21 protein-coding genes are annotated in these 20738 nt (G+C 70.5%); 4 read left to right on the plus strand and 17 right to left on the minus strand.

All coding sequences use genetic code 11. The annotated features are described in order from the left end of the window. Positions 1–1436 (plus strand): DUF3943 domain-containing protein (locus tag D7W82_RS27910; RefSeq protein WP_233587973.1); only part of this gene is annotated, 1436 nt, incomplete at its 5' end. A 16-nt stretch (positions 1437–1452) separates the two neighbouring features. Here the strand turns inward: D7W82_RS27910 and D7W82_RS27915 are convergent. From D7W82_RS27915 to D7W82_RS27930, 4 genes are all read right to left on the minus strand, one after another. Further along, positions 1453–2070, minus strand: coding sequence for an MOSC domain-containing protein (locus D7W82_RS27915; RefSeq protein WP_120621259.1), 618 nt, complete (start codon positions 2068–2070; stop codon positions 1453–1455). A 36-nt stretch (positions 2071–2106) separates the two neighbouring features. After that, entirely contained in the window at positions 2107–3081 is a 975-nt protein-coding gene (locus tag D7W82_RS27920) for an MBL fold metallo-hydrolase (RefSeq protein WP_120621260.1), read from the minus strand. Between the two features lie 65 nt (positions 3082–3146). After that, positions 3147–4064: a DMT family transporter gene (locus D7W82_RS27925; RefSeq protein WP_233587974.1), complete on the minus strand. Its 918-nt coding sequence runs from the start codon at positions 4062–4064 to the stop codon at positions 3147–3149. Between the two features lie 87 nt (positions 4065–4151). Next, positions 4152–5129 carry a GNAT family N-acetyltransferase gene (locus D7W82_RS27930; RefSeq protein ID WP_171426689.1) on the minus strand — a complete coding sequence of 326 codons (978 nt, stop codon included), beginning with the start codon at positions 5127–5129 and terminating at the stop codon, positions 4152–4154. A gap of 115 nt (positions 5130–5244) precedes the next feature. Between D7W82_RS27930 and D7W82_RS27935 the strand changes: the two genes are divergently transcribed. Continuing rightward, the gene (locus D7W82_RS27935) at positions 5245–5814 is read left to right on the plus strand and encodes a cytochrome c oxidase assembly factor Coa1 family protein (RefSeq protein ID WP_158617743.1); all 570 of its coding nucleotides are present in this window, start codon (positions 5245–5247) and stop codon (positions 5812–5814) included. 106 nt (positions 5815–5920) lie between these two features. Here the strand turns inward: D7W82_RS27935 and D7W82_RS27940 are convergent, their stop codons facing one another. The 3 genes from D7W82_RS27940 to D7W82_RS27950 form a co-directional block, all read right to left on the minus strand. Beyond that, a complete protein-coding gene (locus D7W82_RS27940; protein ID WP_120621263.1) occupies positions 5921–6886 on the minus strand; it encodes an electron transfer flavoprotein subunit alpha/FixB family protein in 966 nt (321 codons plus the stop codon). A gap of 42 nt (positions 6887–6928) precedes the next feature. After that, the gene (locus D7W82_RS27945; RefSeq protein WP_120621264.1) at positions 6929–7726 is read right to left on the minus strand and encodes an electron transfer flavoprotein subunit beta/FixA family protein; all 798 of its coding nucleotides are present in this window, start codon (positions 7724–7726) and stop codon (positions 6929–6931) included. A 131-nt stretch (positions 7727–7857) separates the two neighbouring features. Next, entirely contained in the window at positions 7858–8994 is a 1137-nt protein-coding gene (locus D7W82_RS27950; RefSeq protein WP_120567641.1) for an acyl-CoA dehydrogenase family protein, read from the minus strand. 248 nt (positions 8995–9242) lie between these two features. Between D7W82_RS27950 and D7W82_RS27955 the strand changes: the two genes are divergently transcribed. Further along, a complete protein-coding gene (locus tag D7W82_RS27955) occupies positions 9243–11174 on the plus strand; it encodes a hypothetical protein (protein ID WP_120621265.1) in 1932 nt (643 codons plus the stop codon). Between the two features lie 101 nt (positions 11175–11275). Here the strand turns inward: D7W82_RS27955 and fsa are convergent, their stop codons facing one another. Continuing rightward, positions 11276–11929: a fructose-6-phosphate aldolase gene (gene fsa, locus D7W82_RS27960; RefSeq protein WP_120621266.1), complete on the minus strand. Its 654-nt coding sequence runs from the start codon at positions 11927–11929 to the stop codon at positions 11276–11278. Beyond that, positions 11926–12048 (minus strand): hypothetical protein, encoded by a 123-nt coding sequence (locus D7W82_RS42220; protein WP_255417354.1) that lies wholly within the window; start codon positions 12046–12048, stop codon positions 11926–11928. Before D7W82_RS42220 ends, fsa begins: the two co-directional genes overlap by 4 nt. Between D7W82_RS42220 and D7W82_RS27965 the strand changes: the two genes are divergently transcribed. After that, positions 12047–13111: an SIS domain-containing protein gene (locus tag D7W82_RS27965; protein WP_120621267.1), complete on the plus strand. Its 1065-nt coding sequence runs from the start codon at positions 12047–12049 to the stop codon at positions 13109–13111. The two genes, D7W82_RS42220 and D7W82_RS27965, sit on opposite strands and share 2 nt — an antisense overlap. A gap of 12 nt (positions 13112–13123) precedes the next feature. Here D7W82_RS27965 and D7W82_RS27970 read toward each other — a convergent pair whose 3' ends face one another. From D7W82_RS27970 to D7W82_RS28005, 8 genes are all read right to left on the minus strand, one after another. Beyond that, on the minus strand, positions 13124–14500 hold the full coding sequence (locus D7W82_RS27970) for a hypothetical protein (RefSeq protein ID WP_120621268.1): 1377 nt from the start codon (positions 14498–14500) through the stop codon (positions 13124–13126). Continuing rightward, positions 14497–15036: a 2-amino-4-hydroxy-6-hydroxymethyldihydropteridine diphosphokinase gene (folK, locus tag D7W82_RS27975; protein ID WP_014399260.1), complete on the minus strand. Its 540-nt coding sequence runs from the start codon at positions 15034–15036 to the stop codon at positions 14497–14499. Before folK ends, D7W82_RS27970 begins: the two co-directional genes overlap by 4 nt. Continuing rightward, a complete protein-coding gene (locus tag D7W82_RS27980; protein ID WP_120621269.1) occupies positions 15033–15800 on the minus strand; it encodes a fumarylacetoacetate hydrolase family protein in 768 nt (255 codons plus the stop codon). Before D7W82_RS27980 ends, folK begins: the two co-directional genes overlap by 4 nt. Next, complete coding sequence (dapB, locus tag D7W82_RS27985) at positions 15797–16615, minus strand: 4-hydroxy-tetrahydrodipicolinate reductase (RefSeq protein ID WP_120621270.1); 819 nt, start codon at positions 16613–16615, stop codon at positions 15797–15799. The genes D7W82_RS27980 and dapB overlap by 4 nt, the downstream gene beginning before the upstream one ends. 14 nt (positions 16616–16629) lie before the next feature. Then, positions 16630–17517, minus strand: coding sequence for a 4-hydroxy-tetrahydrodipicolinate synthase (gene dapA / locus D7W82_RS27990; RefSeq protein WP_120621271.1), 888 nt, complete (start codon positions 17515–17517; stop codon positions 16630–16632). A gap of 16 nt (positions 17518–17533) precedes the next feature. After that, positions 17534–18775, minus strand: coding sequence for a diaminopimelate decarboxylase (gene lysA, locus D7W82_RS27995; protein ID WP_120621272.1), 1242 nt, complete (start codon positions 18773–18775; stop codon positions 17534–17536). Further along, the gene (locus D7W82_RS28000; protein ID WP_120621273.1) at positions 18772–18987 is read right to left on the minus strand and encodes a hypothetical protein; all 216 of its coding nucleotides are present in this window, start codon (positions 18985–18987) and stop codon (positions 18772–18774) included. The genes lysA and D7W82_RS28000 overlap by 4 nt, the downstream gene beginning before the upstream one ends. A gap of 3 nt (positions 18988–18990) precedes the next feature. Next, positions 18991–20738 (minus strand): TIGR04551 family protein (locus D7W82_RS28005; protein ID WP_120621274.1); only part of this gene is annotated, 1748 nt, incomplete at its 5' end.

Consider the following 20738-nt stretch of genomic DNA (forward strand, 5'->3'; position numbering starts at 1 on the left):
GTTCGCCACAGGACATGGTGCGCTCCGTTCCGGCCAACGTCATGGCCCTCTGCGCGGCGCGGCTTTCGCCCGGCCAGGAGACCCAGTGGGCCCCCTGCCCTCCCGCGGCCGAGGAGAAGCCCGCTCCGCCGGAGGATGCGCCCCTGAAGGAGGACGACATCCGGGACAACCCCGGGCCCCACCCGTGGATTGCGTTGGGGGAAGTGACCGCCATCAACCTGTTCGTCTGGACGTATGACCGGTACATCGCGAACAAGGACTGGGCGTACATCTCCCCGTCCGTCTGGAAGGAGAACCTCCGCACGGGCTTCGTCTGGGACCAGGACGGCTTCTCCACCAACCAGTTCGCGCACCCGTATCACGGCAGCCTCTACTACACGGCCGCGCGCGACAACGGCCTGCCGTTCGAGGCCGCGGTGCCGCTCACCTTCCTGGGCAGCCTGCAGTGGGAGCTGTTCGCGGAGAACGAGCCGCCGTCCGCCAATGACCTCATCAACACGACCGTGGGCGGCGTGGCCATGGGCGAGGCGCTCTACCGGCTGTCCTCGCTGGTGCTGGACACGGAGGTCCGGGGCCGGCAGCGGTTCGTCCGCGAGCTGACCGCCGGAATCATCAGCCCCGTGCGCGGCCTCAACCGGGTGCTGCGCGGCGACGTTTCCCACCAGGGCCCCTCGCCGACGGAGTGGTGGCCGGATGACATCGCGGGCTGGGCCTCGCTGGGCTACCTGAAGCTGGGTGACGGCAGGTCCCTGGCCTGGGGCGAGGATCAGTTCTTCATCCAGGGCGCCCTGCGCTACGGCGACATGTACCGGGGCGCGCACCACCGCCCCTTCGACGCCTTCGACGCGCGCGTCCAGTTCACCACCCGGGAGACCAGCCTCGTCACCAACGCGCGGCTGCAGGGCCTGCTCGTGAAGTCCACGCTCTGGAGCGCCGAGCGCGACGAGCTGCGCCTGGGCCTGCTCCAGCAGCTCGGCTACACGGACACGCTCGCGTATGAGGTGGGCGGCCAGTCCCTGGACGTGGGCCTGCTGCACGAGCACCGGTTCGTCAACCGCTCCCGGCTGAGGACCGCGCTGCTCGTGGACGGCAGCCTCCTCACCGGCGTCACCTCCGAGCACACCGACAGCGAGGGCAACGAGGGCCGCGACTACGACTACGGCCCCGGCCTGGGCTTCCAGCTCCAGATGGCGTACCTGCGCGAGGACTGGGAGGTCGTCACGCTGGAGGCGGGCGCCCTGCACGTGCGGGTGGTGGACGGCTCGGGCGGCTCGCACCGGGTGCACCAGGCCCAACTGCAGGTGGACCTCCCCGTGTACAAGAACCTGGGGATGGGCTCGCAGCTGAACTTCTTCCGGCGCCACAGCCGCTTCGAGTCCTTCCCGGCCGTGACGAAGGACACCTGGCAGCTGCGCATCTTCCTGTCCCTGCACTGAAAGGCAGGGAGTGCGCTCAGCCCACCGCCTCCGATTCGGACGGCGCGGAGGGCAGCGAGTACGTCACCGGCGGCGGCAGCATCACGCGCACCGCGTCGCCCGCGCGGATGAGGCCCGGGCGCTCCACCCAGCCCACCAGCCCGCGCTTCTGCCACGCGGCCTTCACGAAGCGGCTCGCCAGCCCCTTCAGGTCCGGGTGGTGCGCTTCAATCACGCGGCCCGGCTGCACGCAGGGGTGGTTCTCCCCTTCCATCACCAGCGTGGCGTCCTCCGGGAAGAACAGCCGCGTCCCCGGAGGCAGGTGCGTAAGCCTGGGCACGCCCACGAGCTCCAGGTTCGCGCCCAGCCACGACGCCAGCACGTGCGGCACGCCCAGCGTGCGCGCCACCTCCACCAGTTCCTCGCGCGACACGATGGAGAGCTGCCGGGTGTTGCGGATGAGCGTGCCCTTGGGGAACCACGGCACCCGCACGTCCGCCTTGCGCGTGAGGCCCGCGTGCCGGTCCCCGACGATGCCCGCGAAGTCGACCGCCACCTCCGGGACCTCCCGGGTGACGAAGCGCTTGGGTTCAGCGTCCGTGCACAACAGCACGTTGGCCAGGTGTCCGGTCAGCGAGGGAGCAGGAGTGGGCATATCGGGCGCCCGTTCCAACACGCCAGCGCGGCGAAATCAAAACAGGGTCATCTGCTGTGGCTTGCCCAGCGGGCGGGCGTCCGTGCCCGCGTCGCGCAGCGCCTGGGCCAGCTCCTCCGCGAAGCCGTGGCAGGTGATGACGTCGCGCGCGCCGGTGTCCTTCACGTAGCGCAGGAGGGACGGGAAGTCCGCGTGGTCCGACAGCGGGAAGGCCACGTCCGCGCCGTAGCGCCGCGCGCCGCCCGGGTCCATGGCCCAGCCGGTGAGCACCCCCGTCGCCCGGGGCCAGTGCGGCGCCAGGGCCCCGCCCCGCGCCAGGTGCGGCGGGAAGAAGAGCACCTCGCCCGGCTCCACGCGGCCGTCGTAGCGGCGCAGGTTCTCGATGGGGACGCCCAGCTCCGCGTACAGCTCCGCGACTTCAAAGATGGACGGGTGCGCCACCAGGTGGAAGCCGCGCAGGGCCAGCTGCTTCATCGCCTCCTGGCTCTTGCCCAGGGGATAGCCCAGCAGCACCGGCGTCACGCCCCGGTTCAGCTGCGCGCGCAGCCACGTCTCCACCTGCCCCAGCACCTCCGGGCGCGGCGGGAAGCGGTAGCGCGGGTGCCCGAAGGTGGACTCGATGACCAGCGTGTCGCAGGTCGCGACCTCCGTGGCCTCCGCCGTGAGCGACGGCGCGGTGTTGAGGTCCCCCGTGTAGACGATGCGCTTGCCATCCGCGCGGGTGACGCGCAGCTGCGCGCTGCCCAGGATGTGGCCCGCGGGCAGCAGCTCCAGGAGCAGCGGGCCCAATTCGAACGGGCGGCGGAAGGGCACGGACAGCGGGGACGCCACCGGCCCCAGCCGGTGGGCCATGAAGCGCAGCGTGGCGGCCGTGGCGATGGTGCTCTCATGACGGGCGATGTGGTCCGAGTGCCCGTGGCTGACGAAGGACAGCGGCGACTTGCGCTTCGCGTCCAGCGACAGGGGCGTGCCCGTCAGGTGCAGGCCGTTGCGTCTCAGCTCCACGCTCATGGGATGGGCGCTGTCTATAGCGCGGCCCGGCCGCTCGCGCTCCCGAGCGGGGCCATGCCGCATGCTCAGGCGGCGGGCGTGCGGCCTCGTGCCCGCCATCCGTCCCACACCACGGGCCCCAGCTCGGAGAAGAGCACGCCCAGGAGAATGAGCGCACCGCCGACCCACGCCTGGGGCCCCAGCACCTCGCGGCCCACGGCCACGGAGAACGCGGACGCGAACGCCGGCTCCAGCGCGAAGATGAGCGCCGCGCGCACCGCCGTGGTGCGCGCCTGGCCCCACGTCTGCACACCGATGGCCAGCGCGCTGGCCAGCACGCCGCACACCACGACCGCGCTCCAGAGCATCGGGGTCGGCTCCAGCCTGCGCTCCACGAAGGGCAGACACAGCGCGGACAGCACCGCCACGCCGGCGAGCTGCACCGCCACCAGCCCCCGCACGCTCTCGCCCGGGGCGAAGCGCTCCGTGAGCAGGATGTGCCCCGCGTACGTCATCGCGCAGCCGACCGACAGCCAGTTGCCCAGGCGGAACCCGCCGTCCAGCGACGCTTCGACCTGCGAGGGCCGAGTCAGCGCGTACAGCCCCACCGCCGCCAGCACCACGCCCGCCGTGGTGGTCCACCGGGGCAGCCGCTTGAGGAGCACCGCGGACATCAGCGGGACGAAGAGGACGTTGAGCCCGGTGAGGAACGCCGCGCGCGACGGCGTGGTGTCAATCAACCCCACCGTCTGGAGCGCGAAGCTCAGGAACAGCAGCACCGCCAGCAGCAGCCCCTTCTTCACCAGGCCGGGCGTGAACATCCGCCGCCCGGCGAGCGCCGCCATCACCAACGCGCCCAGGGTGAAGCGCAGGGTGAGGAAGGTGAATGGGTCCGCGAACGCGAGCGCATCCTTCACCAGTACGAACGTCATGCCCCAGAACAGGGTGAGGAGCACCAGCGCCCCGTCCGCCTGCCACTGCGCGCTGTCACGCCCTTCAGACACCGGATCCACCCTTCCCTGCCCACGGCCTGAAGCAGGACGCCCTGCCGTTTGGCCCAGCCGGGGGAAGAGCGCAACCCCTGTCCTGCATCAGGCCGGGAGCGGGCGCACCAGCACGACCAGCCGCTTGCTCCCCCCGGCCGCGTCCCACTGCTGGTTCGTGGCGACGGTCAGCGCGTCCGGCGCGGGGCGGAACCCCAGGCCGGTGAAGGTCCGCAGGGAGGCGGTGTTGTCCTCGTCGATGTCCGCCTGGAGCCGGTCCGCGCCCTGCCGGTGGATCTCCTCCACCAGGCACCGCACCAGCGCGGTGGCCACGCCCATGCGCCGCACCTTGGGGGACACCACCAGCGAGCGCACCCAGAAGCCGTCCAGGGACAGCCCCTCCTGGTGGTAGTCGTCCGCCCAGGCGAAGCCGAGCAGGTGCCCCTGCGCGTCGAAGGCGCCCGCCGCCGCGCCCACGCGCCTGTCTTGCGGCAGGCCCCAGCGGTCGCGCAGCTGCCGGCGCAGGAAGGTGCCGGACACCACCAGCCGCTCCGTGGCGAAGGCGAGCAGCGCGTCCAGGTCGTCCGGGCGCACCAGCCGGATTTCCAGCGGGCCCACGAACTGGCGGCGCAGCGGCTTCGTCCACCCGGAGAACAGGTCGCGCAGGTGGCGGAACACCGCCCGGGACGCGGGCTTCGTCCACACACCGGACAGGGTGCGCTGCAAGAGGAACAGCGCCGGCCGCGTGGGCCGGGGCAGCCGCATCACCCACCGCCCGCGCTTGAGCGCGATGATGCGCCCCACCAGCTCCCCGCCCGCCACGTCCGTGCCGCCCAACAGCGACTCTGTCACCCAGGGCTCCGTGGACAGCACCACCTGCGCGGCCAGCCGGGGCCCGTGCCGCACCAGCGCCACGTCCCCGCGCGCCAGCCGCTCCGGCCCGCAGCGCAACAGCCGCACCGCGTCCCCGCTGCGCAACAGCGGGTAGAGACACCGCCCCATGCCGCGCACCCACAGCCGGTGGCCGAAGGGCAGCGCCGCAAGCAGGTCCGCGAGCTCGGCCGTCGAGACGCCACCAGAGGGCATGACACCCACTCTGTCATGAAGGCGCCCCCGAAACCCGCCCGCGGTGCAGGCCCCACCCCGGCTTCGTCCGGAACCGGCTATGACACGGCCCCAGGTCCAGGCCAGGAGGGCCCCCATGCCGCCGACAAGTCCCGAGGGTGACTACGCACCCGTGCCCCGCCAGGGGTGGTGGAGCCGCAACTGGAAGTGGGCGGTGCCCGTGGGCTGTCTGGGGATGATGGGCTCGTGCTTCTGCTTCGTGGCCATCGCCGTGGGCTGGGGCTACTCGTCGTTCAAGGACATGGGCGCGTACACGGACGCCATCACGGAGGCCCAGGAGGATCCGCACGTGCAGCAGGCCCTGGGCGGCTCCTTCAAGCCGGGCTTCCCCAGCAACACCCAGGTGAGCACCCGCAACGGCCGCACCCACGCGGAGTTCACCGTCCCGCTGGACGGCCCCAAGGCGGACGGCAACCTCCACGCCGTGGCCGACAAGAACGGCGAGGCGTGGACCTTCCGCACCCTCTACGTCCAGGTGGAGGGCGGACAGCGCATCGACCTGCTCGACACCGGCGAGACGCCCCCAGAAGCACCGGAAGAGCCGCTGGAGCCGGAGGTGCCCCACGAGCTGGAGCCGGAAGACGCCGAGCCCTCGGAGCCGCCCGCGCAGCAGAAGCCCGGCCACGACACCGACATCGAGCTGTAGGGCGCCCGCAGCAGGCTCCAAGACGTGACGAAGGGCGCGCCCCGGGATGTCCCGGTGACGCGCCCCTCGGAGGTCACGGCCCGCCGTCAGGACGGCGGGGAGCGGACTACTTCAGCTTCTGGATGCCTTCGCGCAGCGCGGGCAGGACCTTGAAGAGGTCGTCCACGAGGCCGTAGTCGGCCACCTGGAAGATGGGCGCCTCCGGGTCCTTGTTGATGGCGACGATGGTCTTCGAGGACTTCATGCCGGCCAGGTGCTGGATGGCGCCGCTGATGCCCGCGGCGATGTACAGCTTCGGCGCGACGACCTTGCCCGTCTGACCGACCTGCAGGTCGTTGGGAACCCAACCCGCGTCGCACACCGCGCGGGAAGCGCCCACCGCGGCGCCCAGCAGGTCCGCCAGCGCTTCGACTTCCTTGAAGTCGCCCTTGGTGCCGCGGCCACCGGACACCACCACGCTGGCCTCGGTGAGCTCCGGACGGGCGCTCTTCACCTCGTTGAAGGACACGAACTTCGTCTTGGAGGCCTCCAGCGTCGGCTGGAAGGACTTCACCTCCGCGGACGCGCCCGCGCCGGCGACCGGCGAGAACTCCGTGGCGCGGATGCTGATGACCTGCACCGGCGTGGAGAGCTTCACCTCGGCGAACACGTTGCCGGCCCACATGGGACGGGTGAACGTGATGTCCGCGCCACTGCCGTTGATGGCGGTGATGTCGGTGGCCATGGCGGCCTTCAGCCGGGCGGCGACGCGCGGCAGCAGGTCCTTGCCCTGCGCCGTGGAGGCCGCGCCCACGAAGGTGGCCTTCAGCTCCTGCGCCAGCCCCGCGACGACGGGGGCGTAGGTCTCCGCCAGGTAGTGCTCGAACTCAGGAGCGGCGGCGGTGTGGATGACCTTGGCGCCGGAGCCCTTGAGCTCCTCCGCCAGCTTGGACGGGTCCTTGGAAAGCAGGACGAGGTGCAGCTCGGCGCCGGCCTTGTCGGCCAGCTGCTTGCCCGCGGCGATGGCGTTCAGGGAGGCCTTGCGCAGGTTCCCGTCCGGCTGCTGCTCGGCGACGATGAGGACGATGGACATGGTGTCTGTCTCCGGAATCGTTGGAAGGGTTGGCAGCGCGGGTCAGACGACCTTCGCCTCGTTGTGCAGCTTCTCCACCAGGGTGGCCACGTCCGGGACCTTGATGCCCGCCTTGCGCGCCGGGGGCGACGCCAGCTTGAGCACCTGGATCTTCGGGGCCACGTCCACGCCCAGGCCCGCCGGGGTCAGCTCCTCGATGGGCTTGCTCTTCGCCTTCATGATGCCCGGGAGGCTGGCGTAGCGCGGCTGGTTCAGGCGCAGGTCCGTGGTGACGATGGCGGGCAGCTGGACCTCCAGGGTCGCCAGCCCGTTGTCCACTTCACGCACCACCTGGACGCTCTTCTTGTCCGCGGACAGCACCACCGCCGGGACCTTGCTCTTCTCCTGGTCGCTCTCCAGCGACTCCACCTTGGAGGCGAACGTGGCCTGGCCCCAGCCCAGGAACTCGGCCAGGTACTGGCCCACCTGGTTCTGGTCGTCGTCGATGGACTGCTTGCCCAACAGGACGATGTCCGGCTTCTCCTTCTCCGCGACCTTCTGGAGCAGGCCCGCGATGCCCAGCTGATCCAGCGGGCCCGTGTGGTTCACCCAGATGGCGCGGTTGGCGCCCATGGCCAGCGCGTGGCGCAGCTGCTCCTGCACCTCCTTGCCGCCGATGGAGACCACCACCACCTCGCCGGTGTGCTTCGCCGCGAGGCGCAGGCCCTCTTCCACGCCGATTTCATCGAAGGGGTTGATCTTGTACTTCAACCCCTCCTTCACGATGTCGGAGCCGTCCGGCTTCACCTTGATCTTCGACTCGGGATCTTCCACGCGCTTGGCGGTGACGAGAATCTTCACGGCGGGCTTCTCCTCAGTGGGGAGTGTTTGGAAATCGGGCGCTTGACGCGTCGCGCATCAGGGCCGGAGTAATAGACATCCGCACACGGCGGCGGCAACGGGAAAGCCCCGCCGGGCACAGTTTTGCTTTTCTACCTGAACAGTTCCTTCGCGATGACCAGGCGCTGCACCTGGCTCGTGCCCTCGTAGACCTGGATGAGCTTGGCGTCGCGCATCAGCTTCTCCACGGGGTATTCCTTCATGTAGCCGTAGCCGCCGAACACCTGCACCGCGTCCGTGGCGACCTTCATGGCCATGTCCGCAGCGAAGCACTTCGCATAGCTGGACTGGAGGGTGTTGCGCTGTCCCTCATCCAGCACCTGCGCGCTCTCGTAGGTGAGCAGGCGCGCGGCGTGGGTGTTCATGGCCATCTCCGCCAGCATGAACTGGACGGCCTGGTGCTCGCGGATGGGCTTGCCCATCGTCTGGCGCTGCGCGGAGTACTCCAGCGAGTGCTCCAGCGCCGCGCGGGCGATGCCAATGGAGATGCTCGCGGTGAGCGGGCGGCTGTTGTCCAGCGTGGCCATGGCGATCTTGAAGCCCTCGCCCTCCTCGCCGATGCGGTTGGCGACCGGGACACGCACCTCGTCGAACGTGACGGTGGTGGTGTTGCTGGCGCGCTGGCCCATCTTGTTCTCGTGCTTGCCGGTGGTGAGCCCCTGCGGGCGGCCCTCCACGACGAAGCAGGTGATGCCCTTGTGCTTCTTGCCCTTGTCCAGCGTGGCGAACACGGTGAACTGATCCGCGTAGCCGGCGTTGGTGATGAAGCACTTGCTGCCGTTGAGGACGTACTCGTCACCCTCGCGGCGCGCGGTGGTGCCCATGGCCGCCACGTCCGAACCCGCGGCGGGCTCCGTGAGGCAGAAGCAGCTGAGCTTGAGCTTCTCTCCAAAGGGGGCCAGCAGGCGCTTCTTCTGGTCGTCCGTGCCGTGGAGGATGATGGGCAGGTTGGCCAGGTCGTTGGCGATGAGGGACGTGGCCACGCCCGCGCAGCCCCACGCCAGCTCCTCGCACACGATGACCTGCTCCAGGTGCGTCAGGCCCACGCCGTTGTACTCGGACGGGATGGCCATGTTCAGCAGGCCCAGCTCGAAGGCCGCGGAGATGAGGTCCTTGGGGAAGTCGGAGGTCTCGTCGTAGTGGGGGGCCTTGGGGCGCACCACGTCACGGGCGTACTTGCGCGCGGCGTCCTGCAAGGCGCGCTGGTTTTCGCTGAGCTGGAAGTCCATGGGCGGGGCTCCGTGAGGGTTGATTCAAATATCAATCCGCTTCCCCTGCCATACCGCTCCCGACGTTCGGCCGCCAGTCCCGAGGCGTGAATAAAGCGACAGGAAGCACGTCACCTGCACGTCCCTAAGGCGCCCGGCGGCCCCCGTCCGTCCGCTGCCTGTTTGTGCAGCAGGGGACCTTTCCACTAAAAGGACTTTTCCTTGGAGGGGGTAACTCCCACATGCACAAATCATTGAAATTCGCTGGCGTGTTCTTGCTGGCCCTCGGCCTGTCGGCCTGCCCGGGCAACGACGATGACAACGACCAGCCTGGCCAGCCGTTCCTGAACATCACGCCGAATCCGGCCACCATCACCGATGATGGGCAGACGACCACCCTGTCCATCACCGCGCTCGACAAGGACGGGAACCTCGGCACGGGCTCCGTCAACCTGACGGCGGCTGCGGGCGTGTTGGACAGCGAGAACGGGGGCGGAGTCCAGGCCAGGACGTTCGACCTGGTGGACGGCAAGCTGAGCAAGACGTTCCGCTGCGAGAAGGCGCTCGACGAAGGCTGCGCCGGGGCCGTGACCATCACCGCCACCTGGGGCGATGTTTCCAAGACCACCAGCGTCACCGTCAAGGCGCCGACGCCCCAGACGGACGGTGGGACGCAGGGCGACGGTGGGGCGAAGACCGACGGTGGGACGCAGGGCGACGGCGGCACGCCTGACGGTGGCCCCGTGGCGAGCGACCCGGCCGAGGTGTCGTTCGTCTCCAGCACCAAGGAGCGGCTGGGCATCCTGTCCTCCAACGTGGACACGTCCACGCTGGTCACGTTCAAGGTGGTGGACCTCAACCGCGTGGGCGTCGCCAACGCCAAGGTGAACTTCACGGTGACGGGCGCGGGCGGAACCACCCTGCTGCCGACCTTCGCCACGACCAACAACTCGGGCATGGTCAGCACCACGCTCCAGTCGGGCAATGAGGTGGGCTTCGCCATCGTGCAGGCGTCCGTGGACGGCAAGGAGCTGGCGGCCAACTCCAAGAGCATCTCCATCAGCGGAGCCCGGGCCTCGGACGACAACTTCGTCGTCCAGTGCACGCAGATCAACCTGGCCGCCAACGCGTCGGAGACGCCGCCCCGCTCGGATCTGAGCACCACCTGTAGCGCGCAGCTGAGCGACCGGTTCAACAACCCGGTGGTCATCGACCCGAAGGTGAACTGGTACACGGAGGCGGGCAGCGTGACCGTGTCCACGCCGCCTACCTCTCAGGCGCCGGGCCTGGTCACCACGAAGTTCCTCACCTCCGGTGACTGGCCGCCGAAGGAAGTCAGCCCGCTGGCGGAAGAGCCGGACCACGGCGGCAACAACCCGCGCGACATGCTCGTCACCGTCATCGCGGTCAGCCCCGGTGAGGAGTCCTTCTACGACGGCTCCGGCGCGTCCAACGGCAACAAGAACGGCAAGTGGGATCCAGGCGAGTGGTTCGTGGACCTGCCCGAGCCCTTCGTCGACTCCAACGACAACGGCCTGTACGACTCGGGTGAGAAGTTCATCGACACCGAGCGGCTCAACTGCGCCACGGGCCAGCGCGCCCAGCCGAACGGCGTCTGGGACGGCCCCAACGGCTGCTGGGACGGCGACACGCAGCTGTGGCACTCCACCCACATCGTCTACACGGGCTTCTCCTCCGTGGTGGGCGCGCCCATCGTGACGTTCTCGCCGGACCCGGGCTCGGCGGGCTTCGACATCCCCAAGGGAGGGGAAATGAGCTTCGGCGTGCGCGTGGCGGACCCCTTCGGCAACCAACTGTCACCGGACACCGCCAACATCACCGCCGCCGTCACCACGAGCAAGGGCACCGTCACCGTCACGGAGAAGGACGCCACGCTGAACTCGCGCACCTACGGCATGACCATCACGCACGAGCGCCGTGAGGTGGAGCCCGCCGCCGGACAGCCGGGCTACAAGGACGTGGGCCCTTGCAACATCAACAAAGCCGTCACGGAGGCGGTGGCCTCCAAGGCCTGGTGCCAGTGGCGCTACACCGTCTCCGGCTTCCGGGACGGCAACACCGCCACCGTGCGCATCAATGGCAGCACCGCGAACACGGGCGCGTCCTCGGGCAAGGTGAACGTCACCTTCAGCAACACCCGCAACTCGCTCACCGTCAGCCGTCCCCTGACCGTGCAGTAGCGGTCAGGCCGGACACAGCGCATCGAAACAGGATGGCCGCCGTGCTCCCGGAAGCGAAGGGAGTCCGGCGGCCGTCGTGCGTCGTGGGATGAAGCTGGCGACTACTTGCCCTGCTTGGGGACCTTCTCCCAGTCCGCGAGGAACTTCTGGATGCCCGCGTCGGTGAGGGGGTGGTTCGCCAGCTGGGTGATGACGTTGTAGGGCAGCGTGGCCACGTCCGCGCCCAGGCGCGCGGCCTGGAGGACGTGGACGGGGTTGCGCACGCTGGCCACCAGCACCTGCGTGGTGAAGTCGTAGTTCTGGTAGATCTCCAGGATGTGGGCGATGAGCTCCATGCCGTCCTGGGAGATGTCGTCCAGCCGGCCCACGAAGGGCGACACGTACGTGGCGCCGGCCTTGGCGCACAGCAGGGCCTGGTTGGCGGAGAAGCAGAGGGTGACGTTGGTGCGGATGCCGTCGGCGGTGAGCGCCTTGACGGCCTTCATGCCCTCCACGCCCATGGGGATCTTCACCACGACGTTGTCGTGGATCTTCGCCAGGCCCTGGCCTTCCTTGATGAGCTCCGGGGCCGTCAGCGACACGCACTCCGCGCTGATGGGACCGTCCACGATGGAGCAGATCTCCCGGATGGTCTCCTCCAGGTTGCGGCCGACCTTGGCCAGCAGTGACGGGTTGGTGGTGACGCCGTCCACGCAGCCCATCTCGTGGGCCTTGCGGATTTCGCCGACGTCCGCGCTGTCGATGAAGAACTTCATGCCGTCCCCTTGGGTTTTCCGGCCACGGGCGGCCGGGCGGGCAGGCCGTAGCCCAGGCCCCCCCATGCGTCAAGGATGGCCGCCCACGCGATGGCGGAGTAGAGGTAGCGCCCATCCATGGCCCGCGCTCCCCGCTCCACCGCCAAGAAGCCCAAACTGCGTGCCCTCCCCGGCCGCGCGCCGTCCCCTGCCCCTGCCCGTCGCGATGAGGACGACGAGGCCGCGCTCACCTACGCGCGCGGCGTGCTGGAGGCGGAGGCCCGCGCGATATTGGGCGTCACGGACCGGCTGGGGGACGCGTTCCTGCGCGCGCTGAAGCTCGTGCGCGACTGCCCGGGGCAGGTGGTGGTGACGGGCATGGGGAAGGCGGGCCACATCGGCCAGAAGCTGTCCTCCACGCTGGCGTCCACCGGCGTCCGCTCCGTGTTCCTCCACCCCGCGGAGGCCGTGCACGGCGACCTGGGCCGCGTGGGCTTGGGCGACGTCATCCTCGCGCTGTCCAACAGCGGCAGCACGGAGGAGCTCTTGCGCCTGTTGCCCCTCTTCAAGCGCATGGGCACGCCGGTGGTGGCGCTCACCGGGGACGCGGACAGCCCGCTCGCGAAGGGCGCGGAGGTGGTGCTGGACATCGGCCGCATCGAAGAGGCCTGCCCCATGGGCCTCGTCCCCACCGCGTCCACCGCCGCGCTGCACGCCGTGGGCGACGCGCTGGCGATGACGCTGTTGCGCTCACGTCCCTTCGGGCGGGACGACTACGCGCTCCTGCACCCGGGTGGGAAGCTGGGGCGCTCCGTGCTGCGCGTCTTCGAATTGATGCGCACGGGCCCCGCGAACCCGCTGGTGCTGGACACCGCGCGGCTGTCCCTGGCGGTGGTGGTGATGACCAACACGCCGGGCCGGCCGGGCGCCGCGTGCGTGGTGGACCGCGACGGGAAGCTGGAGGGCATCTTCACGGACGGCGACCTGCGCCGGCTGGTGGAGCGGGGCCACACCGACTTCGAGGTGCCGGTGCGCGAGGTGATGGGCAAGCGCCCGCGCTGCATCACCCCGGACACGCTGGTGCTCACCGCCGCCGCGCAGATGCGCGAGCTGCGGGTAGACCAGCTGCCCGTGGTGGACGTCGAGGGCCGGGCGGTGGGCCTGCTCGACGTCCAGGACCTGCTGGCGGCGAAGTTCGTCTAAGAAAGCCGAGGGCTACTGCGACAGCTTCGCCTGGAGCGCGGCCTTGTTGGGGTAGTTGGGCACGTCCTGGGACAGCTTCTCCCAGAGCGCCTTGGCGCCCTTCGCGTCGCCCTTGGCGAGCAGCGTGTCGCCCAGCTTCTCCACCGCGCCCGCGTCGGACTCCAGCGCCACGCTCCACACGCGCGCGCCCATGGGACGGCCCAGGCCCACCAGCGCCCAGGCCATGCCCGCCTTCGCGCGGCCGTTCTCCGGCTGGAAGGGCACCACGCGGGTGTAGTTGGCCAGGGCCTCCTGGTAGCGGCCTCGCGCCAGGTGCTCCTCGCCCTCCTCCACCAGCTTGGTGAGGCCCGCCTCCAGCTCCGGCGTGCGCTCGGTGTTCTTCACCGCGTCCACCATCTCCGGCGTCAGCGGGCGCGGCGCGTCCGGCGGCATCGCGGCGGCCTGCGCGGTGGACTGGGACAGGCGCACCTTGCGGTCCGCGGCGCGCGACGCGAGCCACTTCTTCCGGCCGCCCGCCTTCGAAATCTCCGCGATGCGCACGCTCAGCTCGCGGGCCATGGGCGCGCGCTGGGATTGCGGGTATGCCGTCGCCAGCGCGTCGAAGCCCTGGCGCGCGGCCCCGAGCGCCTGGAGGTCCTCGCCCTGCGTCTCGAAGAGCAGCGCGGAGTGGGCGTAGAGCGCCTCCTCGTGGCGGGGCTCCACCTCCAGCACGCGCGCGTACGCCTTCAGCGCGTTGGCGGTGTCACCGCCCAGGTACAGCGCGTTGCCGCGCAGCGTGTCCACGTCCAGCGCGGGCACCAGCGCGGCCAGCGCGCACGCGGCGGCGCCGGCGGCGTCCCCGGACTTCGCGCGGGCCTGCGCCACGGCCTCCATGGAGTCCAGCGCCTGCCCCGGCGTGAAGCCGCAGTTCGCGGCCTCCGGGGTGGGGATGGCGGCCTTGCCCAGCTTCTTCCGGGACGCGAGGAACAGCGAGCGCACGCCGTCCGCCTTGCTCTGCGCCTGGCCCAGGTAGGCCAGCGCCTCCGCGTTGCGGCCGTTCATGTAGTAGAGCCGGCCCAGCGACGAGGCGATCTCGAAGGTCTTCTCCCGCTCGCGCAGGCCCTCGGACGAGTCGAGCTGCTTCATCAGCTCCTCGGCGGAGGGCGGCAGCTTGTTCGTGTCCACCGTGGGGTGGCCCGACGGCAGCGGCGTGCCCGGCGCCACGGGAGAGCCCGCGGGCATCGTGGGGTGGCCGGGAGGCAGCGCGCCGTTGGCGGCGTTGGAGCCAGGGCCCGTGCCCATGGCGGGGGAGGCCTGGGTGCCGGGCGGAATCGTGGGGTGGCCGGGAGGCAGGGAGGTGGGCTCGGCCGCGAGCAGCGCGGTCGTGGCCAGGACGAGGGACAGGCTCATAGTTCGTGGACGGGGAAACGGGCGCCCATGTCGGGCCAGTAGAGGGCCTCGCGCTTGCGGACGTCCTGGGGGGCGAGCTTCGCGAGCAGCTCCTGCACCGTCACGCCCAGCACCGGGTGGCGGGCGTCGGGGGCCAGCTCCGCCAGGGGCTCCAGCGCGAAGCGGCGCTTGTGCAGTTCAAGGTGGGGCACCTGGAGGTTCGCGTCCGCGACGACGCAGTGGTCCTCCTCATCCCACAGGAGGATGTCCAGGTCGATGGTGCGCGGGCCCCAGCGCTGCATCCGGCGGCGGCCCAGGTCCTGTTCAATCCGCTGGAGGATGCACAGCAGGCGCTGCGGCGTCAGGTCGCACTCCAGCGCCACCACGGCGTTGAGGAAGCGCGGCTGCGCGGGCCCCACCGGGGCCGTGTCATAGAGGGAGGAACAGCCCAGCACCGACACCGCGTCGATGCACGAAATCGCGGCGAGGGCGGCCACGAGGTGGGACTCGCGGTCGCCCTCGTTGGAACCCAGTCCTACATAGACGGTAGCGCTCAAGGCTCCATCTCAACCGGGTTCACCAGGGTTCCGATTCCCTCCAGCTCCACCTCCACCGTGTCCCCGGCCTTCAGCGCGCCCACCCCGGACGGAGTGCCCGTGCTCACCAGGTCGCCGGGCAGCAGCGTCATGATGTGGGAGATGAAGGAGACCAGGCGGGCGGGGCTGAACACCATGTCGGACGTGCGGCCATCCTGGCGCACCTGTCCGTTCACCCGGCACACCACCCGCAGGTCCGCGGGGGACAGCCCCGTCACGGCCCAGGGGCCCGCGCAGGCGAAGGTGTCGTAGCCCTTGGCGCGGGTGTGCTGGATTTCCTTGCGCTGGATGTCGCGCGCGGTGACGTCGTTGAAGCAGGTGAGGCCCCAGATGGCGCGCGCGGCGGTGGCCTCGTCGGCGTTCTTCAGGCGCTCACTGATGACGAGCGCCAGCTCCGCTTCGTAGTGCACCTCCTGGCTCGCCTTGGGGAGGCGGATGGGAGCGCCGGGGCCGTTGAGCGCGGTGGAGGGCTTGGTGAAGATGAGAGGCTCCGTGGGGATGGGCTTGCCCATCTCCTCCGCGTGCTTGCGGTAGTTCTGGCCGATGCAGACGACCTTGGACGCGTCCGAAGGCGTGAGCAGCGTGAGCCCCTGGAGCGAGCGGCGCAGGCCGGTCTCCTTGCCGCCGGCCCACGGCGCGGCGGTGAGCACCACCACCTCGTTGCCGTCGACACGGCCATGGCTGGCGCGGCCCTCGACCTGGAAGCGGCAGTAACGGGCGGTCATGTCTTCCCCTGGAGGCCGAGCACGTCGGCCATGTCATAGAGTCCCGGAGCGCGGCCCGCCACCCAGCGCGCGGCCCTCAGCGCCCCTTGCGCGAACTGATCACGGTTCGTCGCGCGGTGGGTGAGCTCGATGCGCTCGCCCTCTCCGAAAAAGTAGACCGTGTGTTCGCCCACGACGTCCCCGCCGCGCAGCGCCTGCACGCCAATCTCACCCGGCGGGCGGGCGCCCGTCTGCCCCTCGCGCGCAAAGGTGAGGTCGTCCTTCGAGCGGCCCAGCGCGTCCACCAGCACCTCCGCCAGCTTGAGCGCGGTGCCGCTGGGCGCGTCCTTCTTCATGCGGTGGTGCGCCTCCAGCACCTCCACGTCGAACGACGGGCCCAGCACGCGCGCCAGCTCCGCCGCCATGCGGATGACCACGTTCACGCCCACGGACATGTTGGGCGCCGCGACGATGGGAATCCTCTTCGCGTGCGCCTCCAGCTGCGCGCGCCCCTCCGGCGTGAAGCCCGTGGTGCCCACCACCAGCGCCACGCCGCGCTCGGCGCAGACCTTCGCGTGGTGCAGCGTGGCCTCCGGGCCGGTGAAGTCCACCACGACGTCCGCCTTCGCGCCGTCCAGCGCGCGGCCCAGGTCGTCGTGCGCGAGCAGGTCCAGCGGAGAACCCAGCCGGGCCACGAGCCCCGCGTCCTGCCCTGAAAGGGGGCTGCCCGGGCGCACCGTGGCGCCCACCACCGGGAGGTCGCTGGCGGCCTTCGCCAGGCGCACCAGCGTGCTGCCCATGCGGCCGGAGATGCCGGTGATGACGGTGCGGGTCATGGCGCGCGCTCCCTTCAGGCCTTCAGCAGGCCCAGCCCGGACAGCTCGGCCTTCAGCTTCGCGGCGTTCGCCTCGCCCATGGGCACGAGCGGCAGGCGGATTTCCGGACCGAACAGGCCCATCAGGTGCAGCGCCCACTTCACCGGGATGGGGTTGGGCTCCACGAAGAGCAGCCGGTGCAGCGCGTTCATCCGCACCTGGAGGCCGCGCGCCTTCGCGATGTCGTGGCTCCGCGCCGCCGCCACCAGGTCCGCCATCATGCGGGGCGCGACGTTGGCGGACACGGAGATGACGCCCTTGCCGCCGCACGTGATGAAGGGCAGAACCGTGAAGTCGTCGCCGGACAACAGCGTCATCCGGTCGCCGCACTTCTCCACCAGGTCCACCGCGCGGATGAGGCTGCCCGTGGCCTCCTTCAGCGCCACGACCTCCGGGAGGTCACACAGCTGGAGCACCGCCTCCGGCAGCAGGTCCACGCCCGTGCGGCCCGGCACGTTGTAGGCGATGAGCGGGAAGCCCGGGTGCGCCTTCGCGATGGCGCGGTAGTGCTCCACCAGCCCCGCCTGCGTGGGCTTGTTGTAGTAGGGCGTGACGATGAGCGCGCCGTCGGCGCCCACCTCGCGCGCGCGGCGCACGGACTCAATCGTCTCGCGCGTGCTGTTGCTGCCCGCGCCCGCCACCACCGGCACCCGGCCCTTCACCTCGTCCACGACGACGGCGATGGCGCGCGCGCGCTCGTCCGCGTCCATGGTCACGGCTTCGCCGGTGGTGCCCATGGGCAGCAGCACGTTCGTGCCGCCGTCCAGCTGGAAGCGCACCAGGGCCCGGAAGGCAGCCTCGTCCAGCGCGCCGTCGTGGAACGGAGTGGCCAGCGCCGTCATGGAGCCTTCGAAGGTCTTCATGTCGGCGCTTATACGTTCAGGCCCGCTCACCGCGCCAGAGGTCCTCGACGCGCTCGCGCTCCCGCACGACACGCCAGGCCGCTCCGTCCACCAGCACCTCCGCCGGCCGGGGCCGCGAGTTGTAGGTGGAGGCCATGCTCATCCCGTAAGCCCCGGCGCTCATGAAGGCGTACAGGTCGTCCTGGCGGGGCAGCACCAGGGGGCGCGCCCGCGCGAGCACGTCCGTGGACTCACACACCGGCCCCACGACGTCCACCTCCACGTCCCGGCCGCGGCGCTTCACCACCGGCCGCAGGTCGTGGTGCGCTTCGTAGAGGGCCGGGCGCAGCAGGTCGTTCATGCCCGCGTCCACCACCACGAAGGTCCGCGCTTCGGTGGGCTTCCGGTACAGCACGCGCGTGAGCAGCACGCCCGCGTTGCCCACGAGCGCCCGCCCGGGCTCCAGGAGCAGCGTGGCCCCCGTGCCTTCCGTCGCGTTCAGCACCGTGCGCGCGTACTCCTGGGGGCTGGGCGGCGTCTCATCCGAATAGGTGATGCCCAGCCCGCCGCCCACGTCCAGGTACTCCAGCGCGTGGCCCCGGGCCTTGAGCGTGACGTAGAGGTCCGCCACCTTGGTGAGGGCGGCCTTCATGGGGGCGGTGCGCGTGAGCTGCGAGCCGATGTGGCAGTCCAGCCCCAGCGCCTTCAGCCCCTTCAGCTTCTTCGCCTTCGCGTAGAGGGCGACCGCCTCCTCGAAGGGCACGCCGAACTTGGACGTCTTCAGGCCGGTGGAGATGTAGCGGTGCGTCCTCGCGTCCACGTCCGGGTTCACGCGAAGCGCGAACGGCGCGCGCTTGCCCAGCTTGCGCCCCACGGCATCCAGCGCCTCCAGCTCCTCCGCGCTCTCCACGTTGAAGAGCAGGAGGCCCTGGGACAGCGCCTGGGCCATCTCATCCGGCGTCTTGCCCACGCCCGCGAACACGGTCCTGCCCGGTCCGCCGCCGGCCTGCCTCACGCGCGCCAGCTCGCCGCCGGACACGATGTCGAAGCCGCTGCCCAGCCGGGCGAAGAGGCCCAGGATGGCCAGGTTGGAGTTGGCCTTCACCGAATAGCAGATGAGGTGCTTCTGCCCCTGGAACGCCTCCGTCACCGCCTGGAAGCGCTCCGTGAGCGCGGCGGTGGAGTAGACGTACGTGGGGGTGCCCACCGCGTCAGCGATGGCGGGCAGCGGCACCTGTTCCGCTTGCAGCACGCCCTTGTGGTGGTGGAAGACGCTCACTCGGGCAGCCCTGCGTCCGAGGTGGACGGCGGCACCGTGGGGCCCGAGGGCTCCACGGGTCCGCGCGGCGATTGCTGCGCGGGCACCGTCTCCGCGGTGGGCGCGGGCAGCGGCGCGGGACGGGGCGCGCGGGGGCTGCCCTTGATGCCGCACGCCACCAGCGCGAACGTCAGGCTGATGGCGGCGCACAGCCGCGGGAGGGAGGAGCGCATGGACTAGAACCGGATGGCCAGCATGCCGCGGATGGCGTGCGCGGTGCTGAGCTCCTGGCCCGGCAGGCCCGTGTCCTTCAGGCCGTCCAGCGGGAAGAGGATGCCGTAGTCGATGCCCGCCACGAAGCCGTCCTCGGTGATGTAGCGCGCGCCGATGTCCGCCTCCAGGCCCAGCGCATTGCTGGTGAAGGACGGCGTGGACTCCGAGTAGAACGCCTGCGAGTAGATGACGCTGCCGTAGACATCGAAGCCCTCCGCGATGGAGTACTTGAGGCCCGGCTTCACGTAGAACGCGTCCGTGACGCCATTGAGGATGGACCGCCACAGGATGACGTCCACGCGGTAGTCGCGGTTGAAGCGGAAGTTGCGGATGGCGTTGTCGCTGCAGCCGCCGGTGTCGCAGCGGTACTGACGCCCCTCCACGTCGCCCGGCGCGGTGTTGCCGTCCGAGCCCGAGCCCGGGCGGCCCGGGTAGTTGCCGAAGCCCGGCGCCTTGTCACCGGACGCGAAGCCCATCTCGATGCCCAGGTGCAGCTTGTTCTCGATGACGTGGAACTCCGTCTGGAGCACGCCGCCGAACTGCGCGATGCGCAGCGACTGGGTGGTGGGGTCGTTGGCCGTGAGCGCGCGCCCGTCGATGGTGCCCAGCTGCGCGGCGAACTCCGCCTCGATGCGGAACTTCTTCTCCTCGTACTTGAACCACAGGTCCGGGATGTAGAGCGTGCCGCCGCGCGGGACGAACGCCGGCGTGGTGACGGTGGTGGGGTTGGAGGGGTTGGCGTCCTCGAAGGGGACGCCCGTCTCCGTCAGGGTGGAGTACCGCTGCGTGCGGTAGGTGAAGTACAGGCCGTAGTTGAGGACGCCCTGGTTGTTGTCCAGCTTGGCCTTCTGCTGCTGGTCGGTGTCGCGCCGCGCGATGGCCAGCACCAGGCTGTGCGCGTCGTCGGACTGGGTGAGGTCCACCGGCTCGCCCAGGGCGTTGGCCTTCTCCGTGGACAGCCCCTCCGAGTTGAAGTCCAGCATGGGCGTCACGTACCAGCCGGCGAACGGCTCGGTGACGAACTGGATGCGGTCCACCGTGTCGCCGTAGTCGCAGTCCAGGCAGTTGCCGTCGTTGCGCAGCATGCCCAGGCCCCAGTGGCTGCCCATGCGGCCGAAGCGCAGGATGCCCACGGGCGTCGTCACCTCGCCGTACGCGCGGCGGACATGGACGGAGTCCTTGAACGCGTTGACGGCGGAGTTGGACGGGGACTGGTTCTCGGAGAAGAGCGTGAAGTTGTTGCGCCCATCCCCGCTGTAGGCGCTGTCCGGGTTGGAGCCCAGCAGGATGTTGTCCAGCGCGTCCACCTGCGCCTTGATGCGCACGTCCTCGGAGACGTTGAAGGACGGGTCCAGGCGGAAGCGCATGTTGGCGCCCGCCTGGGTCTGCTCGGCGGCGGAGCGCGGCGAGCGCGTCCACAGCTGGCGGCCCAGGGGCGTGCCGGAGGGCAGCGCGGGCTTGCCCAGGTCGAACTTGTAGAAGAGCGTGGGGCGCACGCGCAGGTAGCCGTCCAGCGTGAACAGCTCCAGCTTGCGCTTCTCCTCCGTCCACTCCTCCTGCCAGTCATTGTTGGCCACGGCCTGGGTGGCCGTCTGGGCGCGGATGTCCTCGCGCAGCTCCTGCCGCGTGGCCTCCAGGCGCTGCTCCAGTTCCTCGCGGCTGACGGAGCCTTCGGAGGCGGGGGCGGGGGAAGCGGCGGCCGGGGCCGCGG

This window comes from Corallococcus sp. CA049B (assembly GCF_003611685.1).
Lineage (GTDB): Bacteria > Myxococcota > Myxococcia > Myxococcales > Myxococcaceae > Corallococcus > Corallococcus coralloides.